This window comes from Xanthomonas populi (assembly GCF_002940065.1).
GTDB classification, from domain to species: domain Bacteria; phylum Pseudomonadota; class Gammaproteobacteria; order Xanthomonadales; family Xanthomonadaceae; genus Xanthomonas; species Xanthomonas populi.
On record NZ_MDEJ01000044.1, the window covers coordinates 1 to 14414 of the forward strand.

10 protein-coding genes and 5 pseudogenes are annotated in these 14414 nt (G+C 64.3%); 5 read left to right on the forward strand and 10 right to left on the reverse strand.

The window, feature by feature from the left end; genetic code table 11:
* Window positions 1-149: 149 nt before the first annotated feature.
* The 3 genes and pseudogenes from XpopCFBP1817_RS09085 to XpopCFBP1817_RS09095 all read right to left on the reverse strand — a co-directional run bounded on the left by XpopCFBP1817_RS09085 (window position 150) and on the right by XpopCFBP1817_RS09095 (window position 2013).
* On the reverse strand, window positions 150-572 hold the full coding sequence (locus XpopCFBP1817_RS09085; RefSeq protein ID WP_128416882.1) for a hypothetical protein: 423 nt from the start codon (window positions 570-572) through the stop codon (window positions 150-152).
* A 30-nt stretch (window positions 573-602) separates the two neighbouring features.
* Complete coding sequence (locus XpopCFBP1817_RS09090) at window positions 603-1073, reverse strand: YiiD C-terminal domain-containing protein (RefSeq protein ID WP_128416883.1); 471 nt, start codon at window positions 1071-1073, stop codon at window positions 603-605.
* A 130-nt stretch (window positions 1074-1203) separates the two neighbouring features.
* Window positions 1204-2013 (reverse strand): annotated as a pseudogene (locus tag XpopCFBP1817_RS09095) (glycosyltransferase family 25 protein).
* 143 nt (window positions 2014-2156) lie between these two features.
* On the opposite strand from XpopCFBP1817_RS09095, the gene XpopCFBP1817_RS09100 reads away from it, so the two are divergent.
* The 3 genes from XpopCFBP1817_RS09100 to XpopCFBP1817_RS09110 all read left to right on the forward strand — a co-directional run bounded on the left by XpopCFBP1817_RS09100 (window position 2157) and on the right by XpopCFBP1817_RS09110 (window position 5339).
* Complete coding sequence (locus XpopCFBP1817_RS09100) at window positions 2157-2996, forward strand: uroporphyrinogen-III synthase (RefSeq protein WP_128416884.1); 840 nt, start codon at window positions 2157-2159, stop codon at window positions 2994-2996.
* 103 nt (window positions 2997-3099) lie between these two features.
* The gene (locus XpopCFBP1817_RS09105; protein WP_128416885.1) at window positions 3100-4077 is read left to right on the forward strand and encodes a uroporphyrinogen-III C-methyltransferase; all 978 of its coding nucleotides are present in this window, start codon (window positions 3100-3102) and stop codon (window positions 4075-4077) included.
* Window positions 4074-5339, forward strand: coding sequence for a heme biosynthesis protein HemY (locus tag XpopCFBP1817_RS09110; RefSeq protein WP_128416886.1), 1266 nt, complete (start codon window positions 4074-4076; stop codon window positions 5337-5339). The genes XpopCFBP1817_RS09105 and XpopCFBP1817_RS09110 overlap by 4 nt, the downstream gene beginning before the upstream one ends.
* A gap of 66 nt (window positions 5340-5405) precedes the next feature.
* Here XpopCFBP1817_RS09110 and XpopCFBP1817_RS23970 read toward each other — a convergent pair.
* The 3 genes and pseudogenes from XpopCFBP1817_RS23970 to XpopCFBP1817_RS09125 all read right to left on the reverse strand — a co-directional run.
* A pseudogene (locus XpopCFBP1817_RS23970) lies at window positions 5406-5516 on the reverse strand (IS5/IS1182 family transposase); the annotation flags it as partial.
* 3 nt (window positions 5517-5519) lie between these two features.
* A pseudogene (locus XpopCFBP1817_RS22135) lies at window positions 5520-5630 on the reverse strand (IS5/IS1182 family transposase); the annotation flags it as partial.
* Between the two features lie 53 nt (window positions 5631-5683).
* Window positions 5684-6580 carry a helix-turn-helix domain-containing protein gene (locus XpopCFBP1817_RS09125; RefSeq protein ID WP_128416887.1) on the reverse strand — a complete coding sequence of 299 codons (897 nt, stop codon included), beginning with the start codon at window positions 6578-6580 and terminating at the stop codon, window positions 5684-5686.
* 98 nt (window positions 6581-6678) lie between these two features.
* On the opposite strand from XpopCFBP1817_RS09125, the gene pobA reads away from it, so the two are divergent.
* Both pobA and XpopCFBP1817_RS09135 read left to right on the forward strand, forming a co-directional pair.
* On the forward strand, window positions 6679-7863 hold the full coding sequence (pobA, locus tag XpopCFBP1817_RS09130) for a 4-hydroxybenzoate 3-monooxygenase (RefSeq protein WP_128416888.1): 1185 nt from the start codon (window positions 6679-6681) through the stop codon (window positions 7861-7863).
* A 381-nt stretch (window positions 7864-8244) separates the two neighbouring features.
* Entirely contained in the window at window positions 8245-8757 is a 513-nt protein-coding gene (locus tag XpopCFBP1817_RS09135; RefSeq protein ID WP_128416889.1) for a nuclear transport factor 2 family protein, read from the forward strand.
* Window positions 8758-8872: 115 nt separating this feature from the next.
* Here the strand turns inward: XpopCFBP1817_RS09135 and glpK are convergent, their stop codons facing one another.
* From glpK to XpopCFBP1817_RS09155, 4 genes and pseudogenes are all read right to left on the reverse strand, one after another.
* Entirely contained in the window at window positions 8873-10372 is a 1500-nt protein-coding gene (gene glpK, locus XpopCFBP1817_RS09140; RefSeq protein WP_128416890.1) for a glycerol kinase GlpK, read from the reverse strand.
* Between the two features lie 139 nt (window positions 10373-10511).
* Window positions 10512-11334, reverse strand: a pseudogene (locus tag XpopCFBP1817_RS09145) (MIP/aquaporin family protein).
* 196 nt (window positions 11335-11530) lie between these two features.
* Window positions 11531-13045, reverse strand: a pseudogene (glpD, locus tag XpopCFBP1817_RS09150) (glycerol-3-phosphate dehydrogenase).
* A gap of 226 nt (window positions 13046-13271) precedes the next feature.
* Window positions 13272-14099: a DeoR/GlpR family DNA-binding transcription regulator gene (locus XpopCFBP1817_RS09155; RefSeq protein ID WP_128416891.1), complete on the reverse strand. Its 828-nt coding sequence runs from the start codon at window positions 14097-14099 to the stop codon at window positions 13272-13274.
* Window positions 14100-14414: the final 315 nt, after the last annotated feature.

The following is a 14414-nucleotide window of genomic DNA, read 5'->3' on the forward strand; positions in this document are numbered from 1 at the left end:
GGAGCGATTACGCACACTGCCCGAACACGTCTACAACCAGATGGTCATGGGCTGAAAAACGTGGGGATACCTCAGGGTCAAGGTCGTTCAAGCGGGCGGGAATTGTCGCACAGCTGGCGCGTGCGAGGCCCAGGGCGCAGCGGTAAAGGCTATTGGCCCTGCCATAGATCCGGCAGGCCGCTGGCCAGCCACCAGCGTTTGCGTTCGGCGTCCCAGCGCCATAGCTCGATGCTGCGCACCAGCCGCTCGGCCTGGGTGTTGCGGTTGATCACGCGCAATTCGACCTCACGACGCAGGGCGCCGGCGGCGTCTTCGCCTACCCGTACCTCGCGGTAGCCGGAGATCTGCACCTGCTCATAGCGCGAACGTTCCAGATCGCTGAGCGGATGCGCCTGGGCATAAGCGGGTTCGACAAAGCCCTGCGCGGCATCGAAATCGCTCCAGCGCACGGCGGCGGTGTAGGCGGCCTGGGTGGTTTCCAGCGCGCGCGCCTGGGCGCGACTGCCAGCAAAGACCACACCGCTCACCATCGCCAGCCCGAGCATCAGCATTGCCCCCATCACTGCACGCATGCGCATTCCCCCTTGAACCCAGCCCGCATCCTACCGTTTTGGAAACGCCACGAAGCGCCCGCTCAAGGTTGCTGCCGACGCGCCCGAGCCCAGCGCGATCTGCGCACGCATACCGATGCGTGCCTTGCCGCGCTGACCGAAGGTTGCCAAAAACGCCTCCCAGCTGCCGAGTTCGGACGGCTCGGCATTGGCCACCAGGTCTTCATACACCGGGGCGAGGTAGTGCAGCTGGCTCTCGGCCACATACACATCGGCACTGTGCCCGGCCAATTGCATTTGCACGGTCAGCCAGCCCCAACTGGCCAGCGTCATCAACGAAGCCAGACTGCCGCCGAACGCATTGGCCTTATCGTTGACGTTGGCCTGCAGCGGCGCACGCAAGCGCAGCGCGCCGTCATGCAACCCGTCGACCGCGACGCCCATCGACAGCACAGGCGGCATGGCAATGAATTGCTGCTGCAGCGACTGCAGGGCGGATGCGAGTGTGCATGAAGATGTCATCGGCGAAGGCTGGAAGACGGTCAAGGGCGGCATCATGCCGCAATGTTCCGCGAGCGTCTTGTGCACTAAACGACATGCGGTAACGCATGGTCTAACGCATGCCGCGCAGTCCAGGTTCGCACCGCTTGGATCAAGGTGCGAACACCACCTTCCGGTAGCCCTGGGCGACACGCAACAATGCGGTGGCCTTGGCCCTCCAATGCGCGCTGCGCTGCTTTTGTGCCTGCGTCAACGGCGCATCGATGGTGCTGGTGAACACGATCTGCTCCGGGGCGGTGTGGAAGAACTTGTCCTGGATGCACGCGGCCGGCGACAGCTGATAGGTGGACAGTTGCTGTGCGACCGGCGATTCGTTCCAGCCGAACAGAAAAATGTCGGCCATGGTGTGCCAGCGCGCGTCGGCGGCCAGCAGTAATCGCGCTGCATCGCGGCTGATGATCAGCGCACCGGCGCAGACCGGCCAGCAGTGTTGATAGGTGGATGGACGCACCAAGCGCAGCTGACGCACGCCGACATCGGCAACCTTGGCATCGAGCTTGATGCGGTTGTAGGACGGCTCCAGCCGCACGATGCTGCTGCCCGCCGGCAGCCAGTCGGTGCTGCGCAACAGCGCCGGCAGCGCGTCGGACAGATGCATGTCGTCTTCGAAGATGGCGGTCTAGGCGTCGTCGGAGTCCGCCGCAATGCGCCAGGCCGCCTGATGGCTCAGAAAGCAACCGATGTTGGACGCGGTCCACTTGCGCGGGCCGTTGCTGAACGCATCCCCAGAGCCTTCCAGGGGGCGGTCGCGTACGAAGTCGGCGATCTGCTCGGGCGCCAGCATGGCGCCATCGACGGCGGTGATGCGCTCGAACGGCATCCCCAGCGCCTGGAACCGCGTCGACATCGCTTGCAGGCGGTCGCCGCTGCGCTGCATGTTGATAAGGTAAGACTTGATCACGGTTCCACTTAAACTCGATTGTCATGGCGGATCGTGGGTGGAAGCAGTTACTGGCAGAGACCCGGGCGCGAGGTTATGGCTGCATAAACGCAGGCATGCAGCCTGGCCGGCACGCAAGGCCGGACAGGGCGAGGTGAGGATCAATGCTCGCCATCGCAGCACGGCACACCTGCCCCGATGCGGCATTGCTCTCGCATAATTGCTGGATGACCCGCACCGCCCCAGCTGCCGACGCCTGGACCCTGATCTCGCTGCGGCCCAGCGGTGAGCACGCGCCGCTGCGCCGGGCGGTTGCGCGGCAGGGCGGACGGGTGCTCGCATTGTCGCCGTGGCGACTGCAGACCAACGACAATGCGCAGGCGCGGGCAGCGTTACAGCAGGCGTTGCAGGCGCCGATCGTCGTGTTCACCAGCCCGGCAGCGGTGCGCGCCGCGCAGCGTCTTTCGCCATTGCAGCGGCCAGCACAGGCACAATGGGTGAGCGTGGGAGAGGGCGCAGCGCGCGCATTGCAGGCCTGCGGGATCGATGCGGTGCTGCGGCCTGCGCGCATGGATAGCGAAGCACTGCTGGCACTGGCGCTGTTCGAGCCGCCGCTGCAGGCGGTCGGACTGATCACTGCGCCAGGTGGACGCGGGGTGTTGGCACCGGCATTGGAGCAACGTGGCGCACGTATCCTGCGCGCCGATGTCTATCAACGCGTTGCGCTGCGATTGCGTGCATCGGCAGTGCAGGCCTTGGCCAATGCACTGCCACGCAGCGTGCTGGCGTTGAGCAGCGCAGAGGCGTTGTCGCTGGTGTTGCAGCAGCTGCCAACAGCGTTGGTTCAGGCTTGGCGCCACCATCCGGTGGTGGCGTCCAGCGAGCGCATGCTGGAATCCGCACGCGCCGCCGGCTTCACCCAGGTGGCGCGCGCCGCAGGGCCACTGCCTGAGCAATTGGCCGCTGCCGCCGCAGCGATCGTGACACCATCGCGACCTTGCTGAACTCCGAACCCAGACACCGCTTGCGGGTGTCTGCCGCTGCACGCCATGCTGTACTAGCTGACTGCGGCGCATGCGCCAGTCGTGACCGCCCGAGGATGTCCCAATGACTGAAATGCCCGCTTCCACGCGACGCTTCCCCGTGGCTTGGCTGCTGCTTACGGTTGCGGTTGCGGCTATCGGCGTGGCGCTGTTTCTGGGCTGGCGCGCATGGCAGACCTATCAAGGCGGGCAGCTGCAGGCGGCCCAAGCGCAGCAGCAACGCTGGGATGGCACACAGCAGATGCTGGAGACCCTGCGCCGCGATCAGCGCCTGGCCAACGAGCGCCTGCAGGATGCTGCGGCGACCAACCGCGTGCTGCGCGATGAAATGCTTGGCCTGAGTCAGCGCAGCGCGCTGCTCGAAGAAACCGTAAAAAAACTGGCCGATCCCAATCGACATGGCGCGCAGGCGCTGCGCCTGGATGAAGTGGAATTGCTGCTACGGCTCGGTCAGCAACGGCTGAGTATTGCCGGCGACGCCGACGGCGCACGCCGTGCCTATGCCCTAGCCAATTCCGCACTCAACGGCGTCGACGACCCGGGCTATCTCAACCTGCGCCAGGCGCTGGTGCAGGAACGCGACGCACTGGACCGCCTCGGCGCCGGCCCGCAAGCGCAGGCCGGTCAACTGCTGGGCAAACTCGCCGCCGATCTACAGCGCTTGCCCGAACAAACCGCGCAAGAGAGCGAAGCCGCGCAGCCATGGTGGCAAACAGTGCTCGCACCGCTGGTGGACATTCGCCCCAGCCGTGGCGATGCGCTGCTCACCGGCGGCGACCGCAACGCCGCAGGCGATGCCTTGCAGATTGAAGTCAGCCTGGCGCGCGCTGCCGCCGAGCGCGGCGATGTCGAGGGCTTCGCCCAATCGCTGCGGCGCGTGGACACCTGGACCACCCGGCTGTGGCCGGATTCGCCACAACGTCGCCAGACCCGCACGGGCCTGCGCACACTGCAACAAGCACCACTGCGTCCGCGCCTGCCGGAACTGGGCACCACTCTGCTGCAACTGCAGGCCATGCGTGAAGGGAGATCCACCCAATGAAAGTGTTGCATACCGTCTTGATCCTGTTGGTTGCCATGGCGCTGGGCGTGCTCGGTGCGCAATGGTTGTCGCATCAAAACAGTTATGACCTGGGCAATGTGGTGGTCAGCGTCGGCGGCAACGACTACCGCGCGGCGATGCCGCAGGCGCTGCTGATTCTGGTCATCGCGCTGCTGGTGTTGTGGCTGCTGTGGACGTTGATCAGCCTGCCGTTCCGGGTCTGGGCCAAGTACCGCCGCAAGAAGGGCCGCGCCCGCCTGATCGAAGGCCTGCGCGCCGCCGATCACGGTCAGTGGCAGCGTGCCGAGCGCCTGCTGGTCACCGCCAGCGAAGATGACGACGTCAGCGGCATCGCGCTGGCGAGTGCGGTGCGTGTGGCCGATGCTCGCGGCGATGAGGTATCGGCCAATGCGCTGGCCCAGCAACTGGCCGAGCGCGATCCCACTGCGCATGCACTGCTGCAAGGCGAGCGGCATCTGGCGCGGCAACGTCCGGTCGAGGCGATCAATGCGCTCGATATCGCCAGCGCGCAACCGCTGCCGGCACGTGGGTTGCTGCTGCGCACGCAGGCCTTGGCGCAGATCGGCCGTGCCGACGAGGCTTACGGTCAACTCGGCGCATTGCGTCAGCAGGCGGTGCTGGCACCCGATGCCTACAACGCGCTCGAAGCCACGCTGGCCGAACAGACGCTGTTACAGGCTGGCGATGCGAATGCCTTGGCCGAACGCTGGGAAGCGCTGCCTAAGCCGCTGCGCACTTATCCGGCCGTGGTCGGCGCCTATGCACAGCGCGCGGCGATTCTGCATTGGGACGATGCTGCCGTACACAGCCTGGAACAGGCGCTGGACACGCAGTGGGACGAATCGCTGGTGCGTCTGTACGGCGTGCTGCCGCTGGAAAAATACGATTCGCGCCGCGCCAGTGCGCAGCGTTGGTTGACCCAGTATCCGGACAGCCCTGGCTTGTTGTTGACGATGGCGCGCCTGGCGCGTCACCAACAGCAATGGTCGCAGGCCGAAGAATTTCTGCATCGCGCCGTGGCCAATGGCGCCGGCAGCGTGGCCTGGGAAGAACTCGGGCATGGCTTTGCGGCGGCCGGCGATCTGCTGTCGGCGCAGCACTGCTATGCCAATGCCCTGCGCGCGGCACGCGGCGAGCCGGTGCATGAGGGCTTGCCGCAGCAGTCGCTGCGTGGGCCGATCATATCGGCGTATCAAACGCCGCCGTCCGATCCGCTCGCGCCGGACGAGCGCATTCTGTAATCGATCACGTCTGATCGATACTGAAGGCCCCGGCATGTCCGTAATGCTGTTCACCAAGAGCCGCCAACAACACCCAGCAAAAAGCCGTAAACCGATGATGGAGCATGCAAGCCAGAGCAACGCCAAGTGGAGATCGATGCGGCGTTCAAGGCGGATGCGCAGTTTGCCGATGCCTGCGACCTGCTGATCACTGAGACGAGGTCGCCCACCTTTAGCAGAAGGCTTGACTTGCGGACTCAGTGGTTGGATGCGCTTCCACAGCGCGATAGGGATCTGTTTGTTCCGTGCCATGGCCCCGTTTTGCCACCCTGGAGATAGCATTCAAGAGGTTTTGTTAGCCGCTCTTAATCGCCGGCACGGAAGCGCGTCGGCGAGCTGCCGGTGTGGCGGGCAAAGTAGCGACTGAAATACGCAGCGTTGAAAAATCCAAGGCTGGCGGCGATCTGTTGCACGCTCAGGCTGGTGTAGCGCAGGCTGCGGCGTGCTTCCAGCATGACCCGGCGCTGCAGCAGCTCCAACGCCGAAGCACCGGCCAGTCGCTGGCACACCGCGCTGAGATGGCCCGGTGCCAGTCCCAATTGATCGGCATAGCGGGAGATCGGCCAATGCGCGCGATAGTGCTGGTCGATCAAGGCCTGATAGCCGCGTAGATGGCGCAATGCCGGATCGGTCTGCGGGCTCACCGCAGCCGTGTCCTGTGCGCGCTCCAGTGCGGTGCGGGCGGTCCAGATCAACAGCTGCGTCGCAGCTGCCTGCAACGCGGCGTCGTGACCGATGCGCTGGCGCGCGTGATCGTCGGCGATGGCGGCGAACAGTACGTTGAGCAATCCGCGTGATTGTTCTACTTGTAGCACCAAAGGCGCCGCCAATGCGCGCTGCAGCAGTGGTGCGGCGCTCAGCGCACTGCGCACCAACGGCATGCACAAGGTGATGATGTGCCCGCGCACCTGTGAATCGAATCCGAAGCCATGCACGCACAGCGGCGGCAGCCACATCACGGTGGCGCCACGCACGCGCTGGGTGCGTCCATCCAGCTGCAACGTTGCCGGCCCGCGCTGCACGTACAGCAGCTGCGCCAGGTTTTGGTGCCGGTGCGGAGCGATGTGCCAATCATGCAGCCGGCTACGTGCGGCGATCGACTCCCAGTGCAATAACTCCGGCGCGTCGGCATCGTGCTCGCCGTACAGACCGAAAGCGGGAACAGGTGTTGCTGCAGCAATGTCTGGCGTGCGTGTCGGCATCGTCGAAAAGTCCAAGCACTGCGGGCAATCATCCCTTCAAAGCGCGCGCTTGGCTACCGACACTGGCCTGCATCAGCCAGCTGACGCAGGAGCAGTACATGCGAACCCAGATTGCGATCATCGGCGCAGGTCCCTCCGGCCTGTTGCTGGGCGAGCTGCTGCTGCGCGCCGGTATCGATACCGTCGTTATCGAGCGGCAGACGCCGGAGCATGTGCTTGGGCGGATTCGTGCCGGTGTGCTCGAGCAGGGCAGTGTGGAGCTGTTGCAGCGGGCGGGCGTGGGCGAACGCGTGCAGCGCGAAGGCTTGCTGCACCACGGCTTCGAATTGTCGCTTGATGGCCAGCGCGAGCGTATCGATCTGCTACGCGGCTGCGGGCGTGGCGTCACCGTCTACGGCCAGACCGAGGTTACCGCCGATCTGATGCAGGCACGTGCGCGCAGCGCGGCGCCGACTTACTACAACGCCCAGGACGTCACGCTGTGCGAGGTGCAAAGCAACGCGCCCACCGTGGAATTCACCCTTGATGGCCGACGCCAGCGTATCGCCTGCGACTATATCGTCGGCTGCGACGGCTTCCATGGCATCAGCCGTGCCAGCATTCCACCCGAGCGTCTGCGCCTGTTCGAGCGCGTGTATCCGTTCGGATGGCTTGGCGTGCTTGCCGACACCCCGCCAGTGCACGATGAACTGATCTACGCGCGCCACCCACGCGGGTTTGCGTTGTGTTCGATGCGCTCACCCACACGCACGCGCTATTACGTGCAGGTGCCGGCAGAGGCGCGCGTGGAGGCATGGAGCGATCAAGCCTTCTGGGATGAGTTGCGCGCACGGCTGCCAGACACCTTGGCTGCGCAACTGGTCACCGGACCGTCGAGCGAAAAGAGCATCGCGCCGTTGCGCAGTTTTGTCGCCGAACCGATGCAGTACGGCCGCTTGTTTCTGGCCGGCGACGCGGCGCATATCGTGCCGCCGACTGGGGCAAAAGGCTTGAACTTGGCGCTGGCCGATGTCGGCTTGCTCGCACAGTTGTTCGAACGCTGGAAGACATCCGGCGATGCCGGCGTGCTGCAACAGTATTCGTCACTGTCGTTGCAGCGGGTCTGGAAGGCTGAGCGGTTTTCCTGGTGGATGACCACCTTGCTGCACACCTTCGACGATGAAGATGCGTTTACCGCGCGCATACGTTCTGCCGAGCTGGATTACCTGCTGGGCAGCGAGGCCGGTCGCGCCACGGTGTCAGAAAACTATGCCGGTCTGCCGCTGGTGGAGTTGGCTGACTAGGGTGAGCTGACCAAGGCGGCCGACACACCGCTGCGTGGCCGTCAGACAAGTCGTCTCGTTGCTCGGAATCGGCACAGATTCGTGAGTTGTGCCTCCTGCACTGCACTCAAACTCACATATCGGGCAGCTCTTGGCGTTCGTTCGCTCCCGCCAAGGCACATGGCACGCATCACATTAAATGGTTGTGTTTTGCTCACCACCCATTCCAGAAGTTCCCTGGTGCACTTTCAGGCGGCTAGCGGGCGAGCGAACGCGGCCGGTAGGCTGGCGGCGACGCGTAGAAATCGCTGTGTATCAAGGACGCGTCATTACCCCAATCAGCGGAGCATCGTGCTGCTGTCTTCAGCGAGCGCAGTGCCCGTCTCCACCCAGGAGTGCTCCATGAAAACCCTGTTCTCCCGCGCCTTGTTACTGGTCATGCTGGTGGCGCCCGTGGCTGCGTTCGCGCAGACCGCAGTGACTGCAAATCCCAATCATCAGAAGATGCTGCTCGGCTCTACCTGGCCCGAAACCGTCAACAAGCGGCTGGTTTACGACTTCTGGCGCATCGTGTTCGAAGCTGGCCAGGTACAGGAAGCGCCGAAATACATGGACAAGAACTATATTCAGCACAACCCGAACGTGGCGAACGGTCGCGATGCATTCATCGCCTTCCTGACCGCATTCGTGCCGCCGACGCCGGTGCAGGCACGCGTGCAGTTGCCGCTGGTGGCCATCACCGCGGATCGTGATCTGGTCACGCTGGTGTCGGTGCGCACGCTGCCGGATCCGCGCGATCCGAGCAAGACCTATACCACCACCTGGTTCGACATGTTCCGCATCGAAAAAGGCCTGATCAAGGAACACTGGGATCCGGACACGATTGCCGGCCGTGCCAATACCGGCGGCCAGTAATTGCTGCAGCGTTGCAGGGCTGCACAGTGCAGTGCTGCGGTGCTTAGTGCGTGCGAGTCGCTGACAAAACGTTGCGCCCACCGGATGGTGGGCGCAGTCGTTTTGCTGGCAGTGCTTAGCTGATGCGGAAACCCATCGTCGCTTCCACCGCCTGCTGCCAGCCGGCATAGAGCTGTTCGCGCTTGTCGTTGGCCATGCTCGGCTCGAAGCGGCGATCCACTGCCCACTGTTTGGCGATCTCTTCGCGGCTGCTCCAGAAGCCGGTTGCCAGCCCGGCCAGATAGGCTGCACCGAGTGCAGTGGTTTCGGCCACTTCCGGACGCAGTACCGGCACGTTGAGCATGTCGCTCTGAAACTGCGCCATGAAGTTGTTGGCGATCGCGCCGCCGTCGGCACGCAATTCTTTGAGCTCGATGCCCGAGTCGGCCTGCATCGCGGTCAACACGTCGCGGGTCTGATATGCCATCGATTCGATCGCCGCGCGCACGAAGTGTTCCTTGGTCGTACCGCGTGTCAGCCCGAAGACCGCGCCGCGGATATCGCTGCGCCAATACGGTGCGCCCAGGCCGACGAAGGCCGGCACCAGATAGACCCCCTCGTTGTCGCCGGCACGCTCGGCGTAGGCTTGCGAGTCGCTGGCCTTGCCGAGCATGCGCAGGCCGTCGCGCAGCCATTGCACCACCGAGCCGGCGACGAAGATCGAGCCTTCCAGCGCGTATTCGACCTTGCCGTCGATGCCCCAGGCAATGGTGGTCAGTAGACCGGCCTTGGAGGCGACCGCCTTGTCGCCGGTGTTCATCAGTGCAAAGCAGCCGGTGCCATAGGTGTTCTTGGCCATGCCCGGCTCGAAGCAGGCCTGGCCGAACAACGCGGCCTGCTGGTCGCCGGCGATGCCTGCGATGTCTACCTGCTCGCCATAGAAATACTGGGTCTGGGTCATGCCGTAGATTTCGCTGGAGGAGCGCACCTCCGGCAGCATTGCCGCCGGTACGTCGAGCATGGCCAGCAGTTCGGCGTCCCACTCCAGCGTGTGGATGTTGTACATCAGCGTGCGCGAGGCATTGGTGTAGTCGGTGACGTGCACCTTGCCGCCGGTGAGATTCCAGATCAGCCAACTATCGATGGTGCCGAAGGCCAGTTCGCCTTTCTGTGCCCGCTCACGGGCGCCTTCCACATGATCGAGAATCCACTTGACCTTGGTGCCGGAAAAATACGCATCGATCAGCAAGCCGGTCTTGTCGCGCACCATCTGCTCGTGCCCAGCCTCTTTGAGCTGGGCACAGATGTCCTTGGTCTGCCGCGATTGCCACACGATGGCGTTGTAGATCGGCTGGCCGGTGGCCTTGTCCCACACCACTGCGGTTTCGCGTTGGTTGGTGATGCCGATACCGGCGATCGAACGCGCAGCGATCTGCGCGTTGTTGAGCAGCTCGGTAATCGTGGTGTAGACGCTGGTCATGATCTCGCGTGGGTTGTGTTCCACCCAACCCGGCTGCGGAAAGAGTTGGCCGAACTCGCGCTGCGCCACACCGGCCACCTTGCCCCGGCGATCGAACAACATCGCGCGTGAGCTGGTGGTGCCTTGATCGATCGCAAGGACGTATTGCTTTTCCATCGGAGATTCCTCAAACAGTGCCGGCGCTGGCGCGCGGCGAGAAAGTGGTCGGTGCACGCGGTTGCGTGAGAGGCCGATACAGCCACCGCCTGCTCGACGGCGGCGGCATTGCTTTGTCGGTCGTGCAGCAGCAGTGCGATTAGCGCGGATCGAGCGGTGGTTTGCTGCCCTGCAGATGCCGCACGCGTGCCGGCAGGAACGGCAGGATCAGCCATTGGTAGGCGAGCGCGCCAATGGGGCCGCCGATCAACGGGCCGACGATCGGAATCCACCAGTAATTGTCCTTGGCCGGCAACGCGGCTTCGCCCCAACCGGCAAAGTAGGCGAACAGGCGCGGGCCGAAATCGCGCGCCGGATTCATCGCCCAGGCTTCCAGATAGCCCATCGACGCGCCCAGCGTGGCCACCAGCAGACCGATCATCAACGCGCCGGAGTTGGCGGTCGGCGCGGCTTCGTTGAACTGTTCTGTGATGGCGAAGATGCCGAAGATCAGAAACGCAGTGATGATGATCTGGTCGACCAGCGCATGCATCGGCGTGACTGCAAGGCCGGGCGCGGTGAAGAACACCCCGGCGGCACCACCGGCTTCGCGGGTGAGCTGCTGCACCTGGTTGTAGTGGTCGATCACCGGCCCGTACATCTGGTAGACGATGGCCGCACCCAGAAACGCACCGATCACCTGCGCGCTCCAGTACGGCAGCACTTTCTTCAAGGAGAAATCGCGGAACAACGCCAGCGCCAGCGTTACCGCCGGATTGGCATGAGTGCCAGACACCGAGCCGGTGACATAGATCGCCAGCGTCACCGACAGGCCCCAGGCGATACACACGCCCCAGTAGGCGTTCTGATACGGGCTAGGGTCGTAGAGGATGTACATCCTCTACGACCGAATCGCCAAGCGCGATGATGATGAACATTGCCACCGCTTCGGAGATCAACTCACCCACGAGTTGGCGGCTCATGCGCACGTACTCGTGGTTGTGACAGTGCTGATGCTGGTGTCAATGACGCAGGCAGAGCGGCGATGCGCGCACGTTGGCGCGCAGGGGTGTTCGGTGGTGCTCATCTGGGGTGCCCTCCACGTGACTCAGGATGTTGCTGGCGAATGCGCCAGGATACGTTGCCGAACGATCCGTCCTCGCCGGCAACGCGGTGCGATCAGGCCGGTACAACGTCCGCCTGCTGGACCGACTGCGTCTGCAGATAGTCTTCCAGACGCTGGCGCCCGGCCGCATCGATGCGCAGGCCGAGTTTGCTGCGGCGCCAAAGGATATCGTCGGCGGTCATGGCCCATTCGTGGGTGCGCAGATAGTCGACCTCGGTTTGATACAGGTCGGCACCGAAATGCGTGCCCAATGCGGCAAGATCTTGCGCGTCGCCAAGCAGCTGCTGCGCGCAGGTGCCGTAATTGCGCACCAGTCGCTGTGCAGTGGGTGCCGGTAGCCACGGGCGCTCGCTGCTTACGCGCTCGAGCAGGCTGGCGATATCGCGCTGTTCGCCACCGGGCAATGCATCGCCGCGCGCGGTCCACGCCGGCTTGCGCGCACCCAGGGCCTGGGTGAGGCGGTCGACCGCTTCTTCGGCGAGCTTGCGATAGGTGGTCAGCTTGCCGCCGAACACGTTGAGCAACGGCGCGCCGTCGGTGAGCACTTCCAGCTGGTAATCGCGGGTGACTTCGGCGGCGTTGTCTTCGGCATCGTCGAGCAACGGACGCACGCCGCTATAGCTCCACACCACATCGGCGGGGGTGATCTGCTGCCGAAAATACAGGTTCACCGCCTCGCACAGGTACTGCACCTCGGCCGCATCGATCTTGGGAGCGGCGGGGTCTGCCTGGTAATCCACGTCGGTGGTGCCAATCAAGGTGAAGTCGTGCTCGTACGGAATGGCGAACACGATGCGCCTATCCGGTTGCTGGAAGATGTACGCGTGGTCGTGGTCGAACAGTTTGGGCACCACGATGTGGCTGCCCTTGACCAGACGCAGCGCATGTTTGTGCGGCACCGCGGCCACCTTGTCCAGGAACGACACCGCTCACGGGCCAGCCGCATTGGCCAGCGCACGCGCCTGCACGGTGCGGCGGTGGCCGTCGCGATCTTCCAGTTCGGCGCACCAGAACCCGGCATCGCGCCATGCACCGACGCAGCGTGTGCGCGTATGTATCTGCGCGCCACGCTTGGCGGCGTCCATCGCATTGAGTACCACCAGCCGTGCATCCTGCACCCAGGCATCGGAATACGCGAAGCCGGTGCGCAGCGATTCCTGCAGCGGCTGACCTACGGCGTGCGTGCGCAGCGACAGCCGGCGCGAGCGCGGCAGGCTGCGCTTGCTGCCACCGGGATGGTCGTACAGAAACAAGCCGGCACGAATCATCCACGCCGGGCGCAGATGCGGTTGATGCGGCAGCAGGAAGCGCAGCGGCCAGATGATGTGCGGAGCCAGCCGCAGCAGCACTTCGCGCTCGGCTAGCGCCTTGCCGACCAGCGCGAACTCGTACTGCTCCAGATAGCGCAGGCCGCCGTGAATGAGCTTGGTGCTGGCGCTGCTGGTATGCGCAGCCAGGTCGTCCTGCTCGCACAGACAGACCGACAAGCCGCGCCCGGCCGCATCGCGGGCGATGCCGACCCCGTTGATGCCGCCGCCTATCACCAGAAGATCGTATGTCTCGCCCATTGATGTCTGCCTCCGGGCGCGCTACAAAAGCGAACATAAGTTGTCATGTTCGAACATATTCGAACATCAAACCTTATCGGGACGTGAAGAACTGGCAAGCCTGCGTTTCAGCTCGGGTGACCGCGAAGCGGCCTACCGCAACTGAGTCTCTGATCGGTTAACTAAATCGGTTTTGGTAGTCAGCCGCCATGTGCTTGTCGCAAACGCACAAAAACGAACAATCGCCTTAGCTGGCATCGCCGGGCGCTGCCAGATGCACGCGGGTGCCGGCTTCGGCCAGCACTGCGGCCAGGTCCTGCGGCGGCGGTCGGTCGGTGAACCAGTCGTGCACCTGGGCGATCGCACCCAGCCGCACCATGGCGTTGCGGCCGAACTTGCTGTGGTCGGCGGCCAGCAGCACCTGCCGCGAGTGCGCGATGATGGCCTGGGCCACGCGCACTTCCTGGTAGTCGAAGTCCAGCAAGGTGCCGTCCAGGTCGATGCCGGAAATGCCGATCACCCCGAAATCCACCTTGAACTGGCGGATCAATTCCACCGTCGCCTCGCCGGTTACGCCCTGGTCGCGCCCGCGCACCACGCCACCGGCCACGATCACCTCAAAGCTCGGGTTGGCGCTGAGCAGCACCGCCACATTGAGATTGTTGGTGATCACGCGCAGGCCGCGGTGCTGCAGCAACGCACGCGCCACCTCTTCATTGGTGGTGCCCAGGTTGATGAACAACGAGGCATCGTCGGGAATGAAGCGCGCCACCTGCGCGGCGATGTGCTGTTTTTCGCGGGCCTGCAAGGCCTTGCGCGCGCTGTAAGCGAGGTTTTCCACACTCGAGGGCATGCTGACGCCGCCGTGATAGCGGCGCAGTACGCCGGCATCGCATAGCAGCGTGAGGTCGCGGCGGATGGTCTGCGGCGTGACCTCGAAGCGCGTTGCCAGCCCTTCCACCTCGGCAAAGCCCTGCTGCCGCACCAATGCCACCAATTGTTCCTGACGCGGGTTGAGGGCCGGCGCCGGGACCGTCCTGTAGTGAGTCGACTCCATGCGCAGATGATCGCGCATGTGGGTGAGGATGCAAACACGCGCTGCGGGGTGGGACCGGCCTGACCACGCACTGGCCGGGATCGGCTTTTGTGACCATGCGTTCGCCGCGATGCTCCTGAGCGTGCTGCAATCGGCTCCATGCAGGGACGCCAGCGTCGTGATGGCAATGGCCGGTCGGCCAACCTCACCTCATCGCTGCAGGCCGATCGCGACCTGTGCGTAGGTGGACACCAAGCAGGTACGCGGCGGCGCCAGCCTGCTTCAGTGTGCACGCCGATCATTTGCGACCTATGGCGAGCAGCCATCAGGGACGGCCGGAGTGCCAGACTCCGT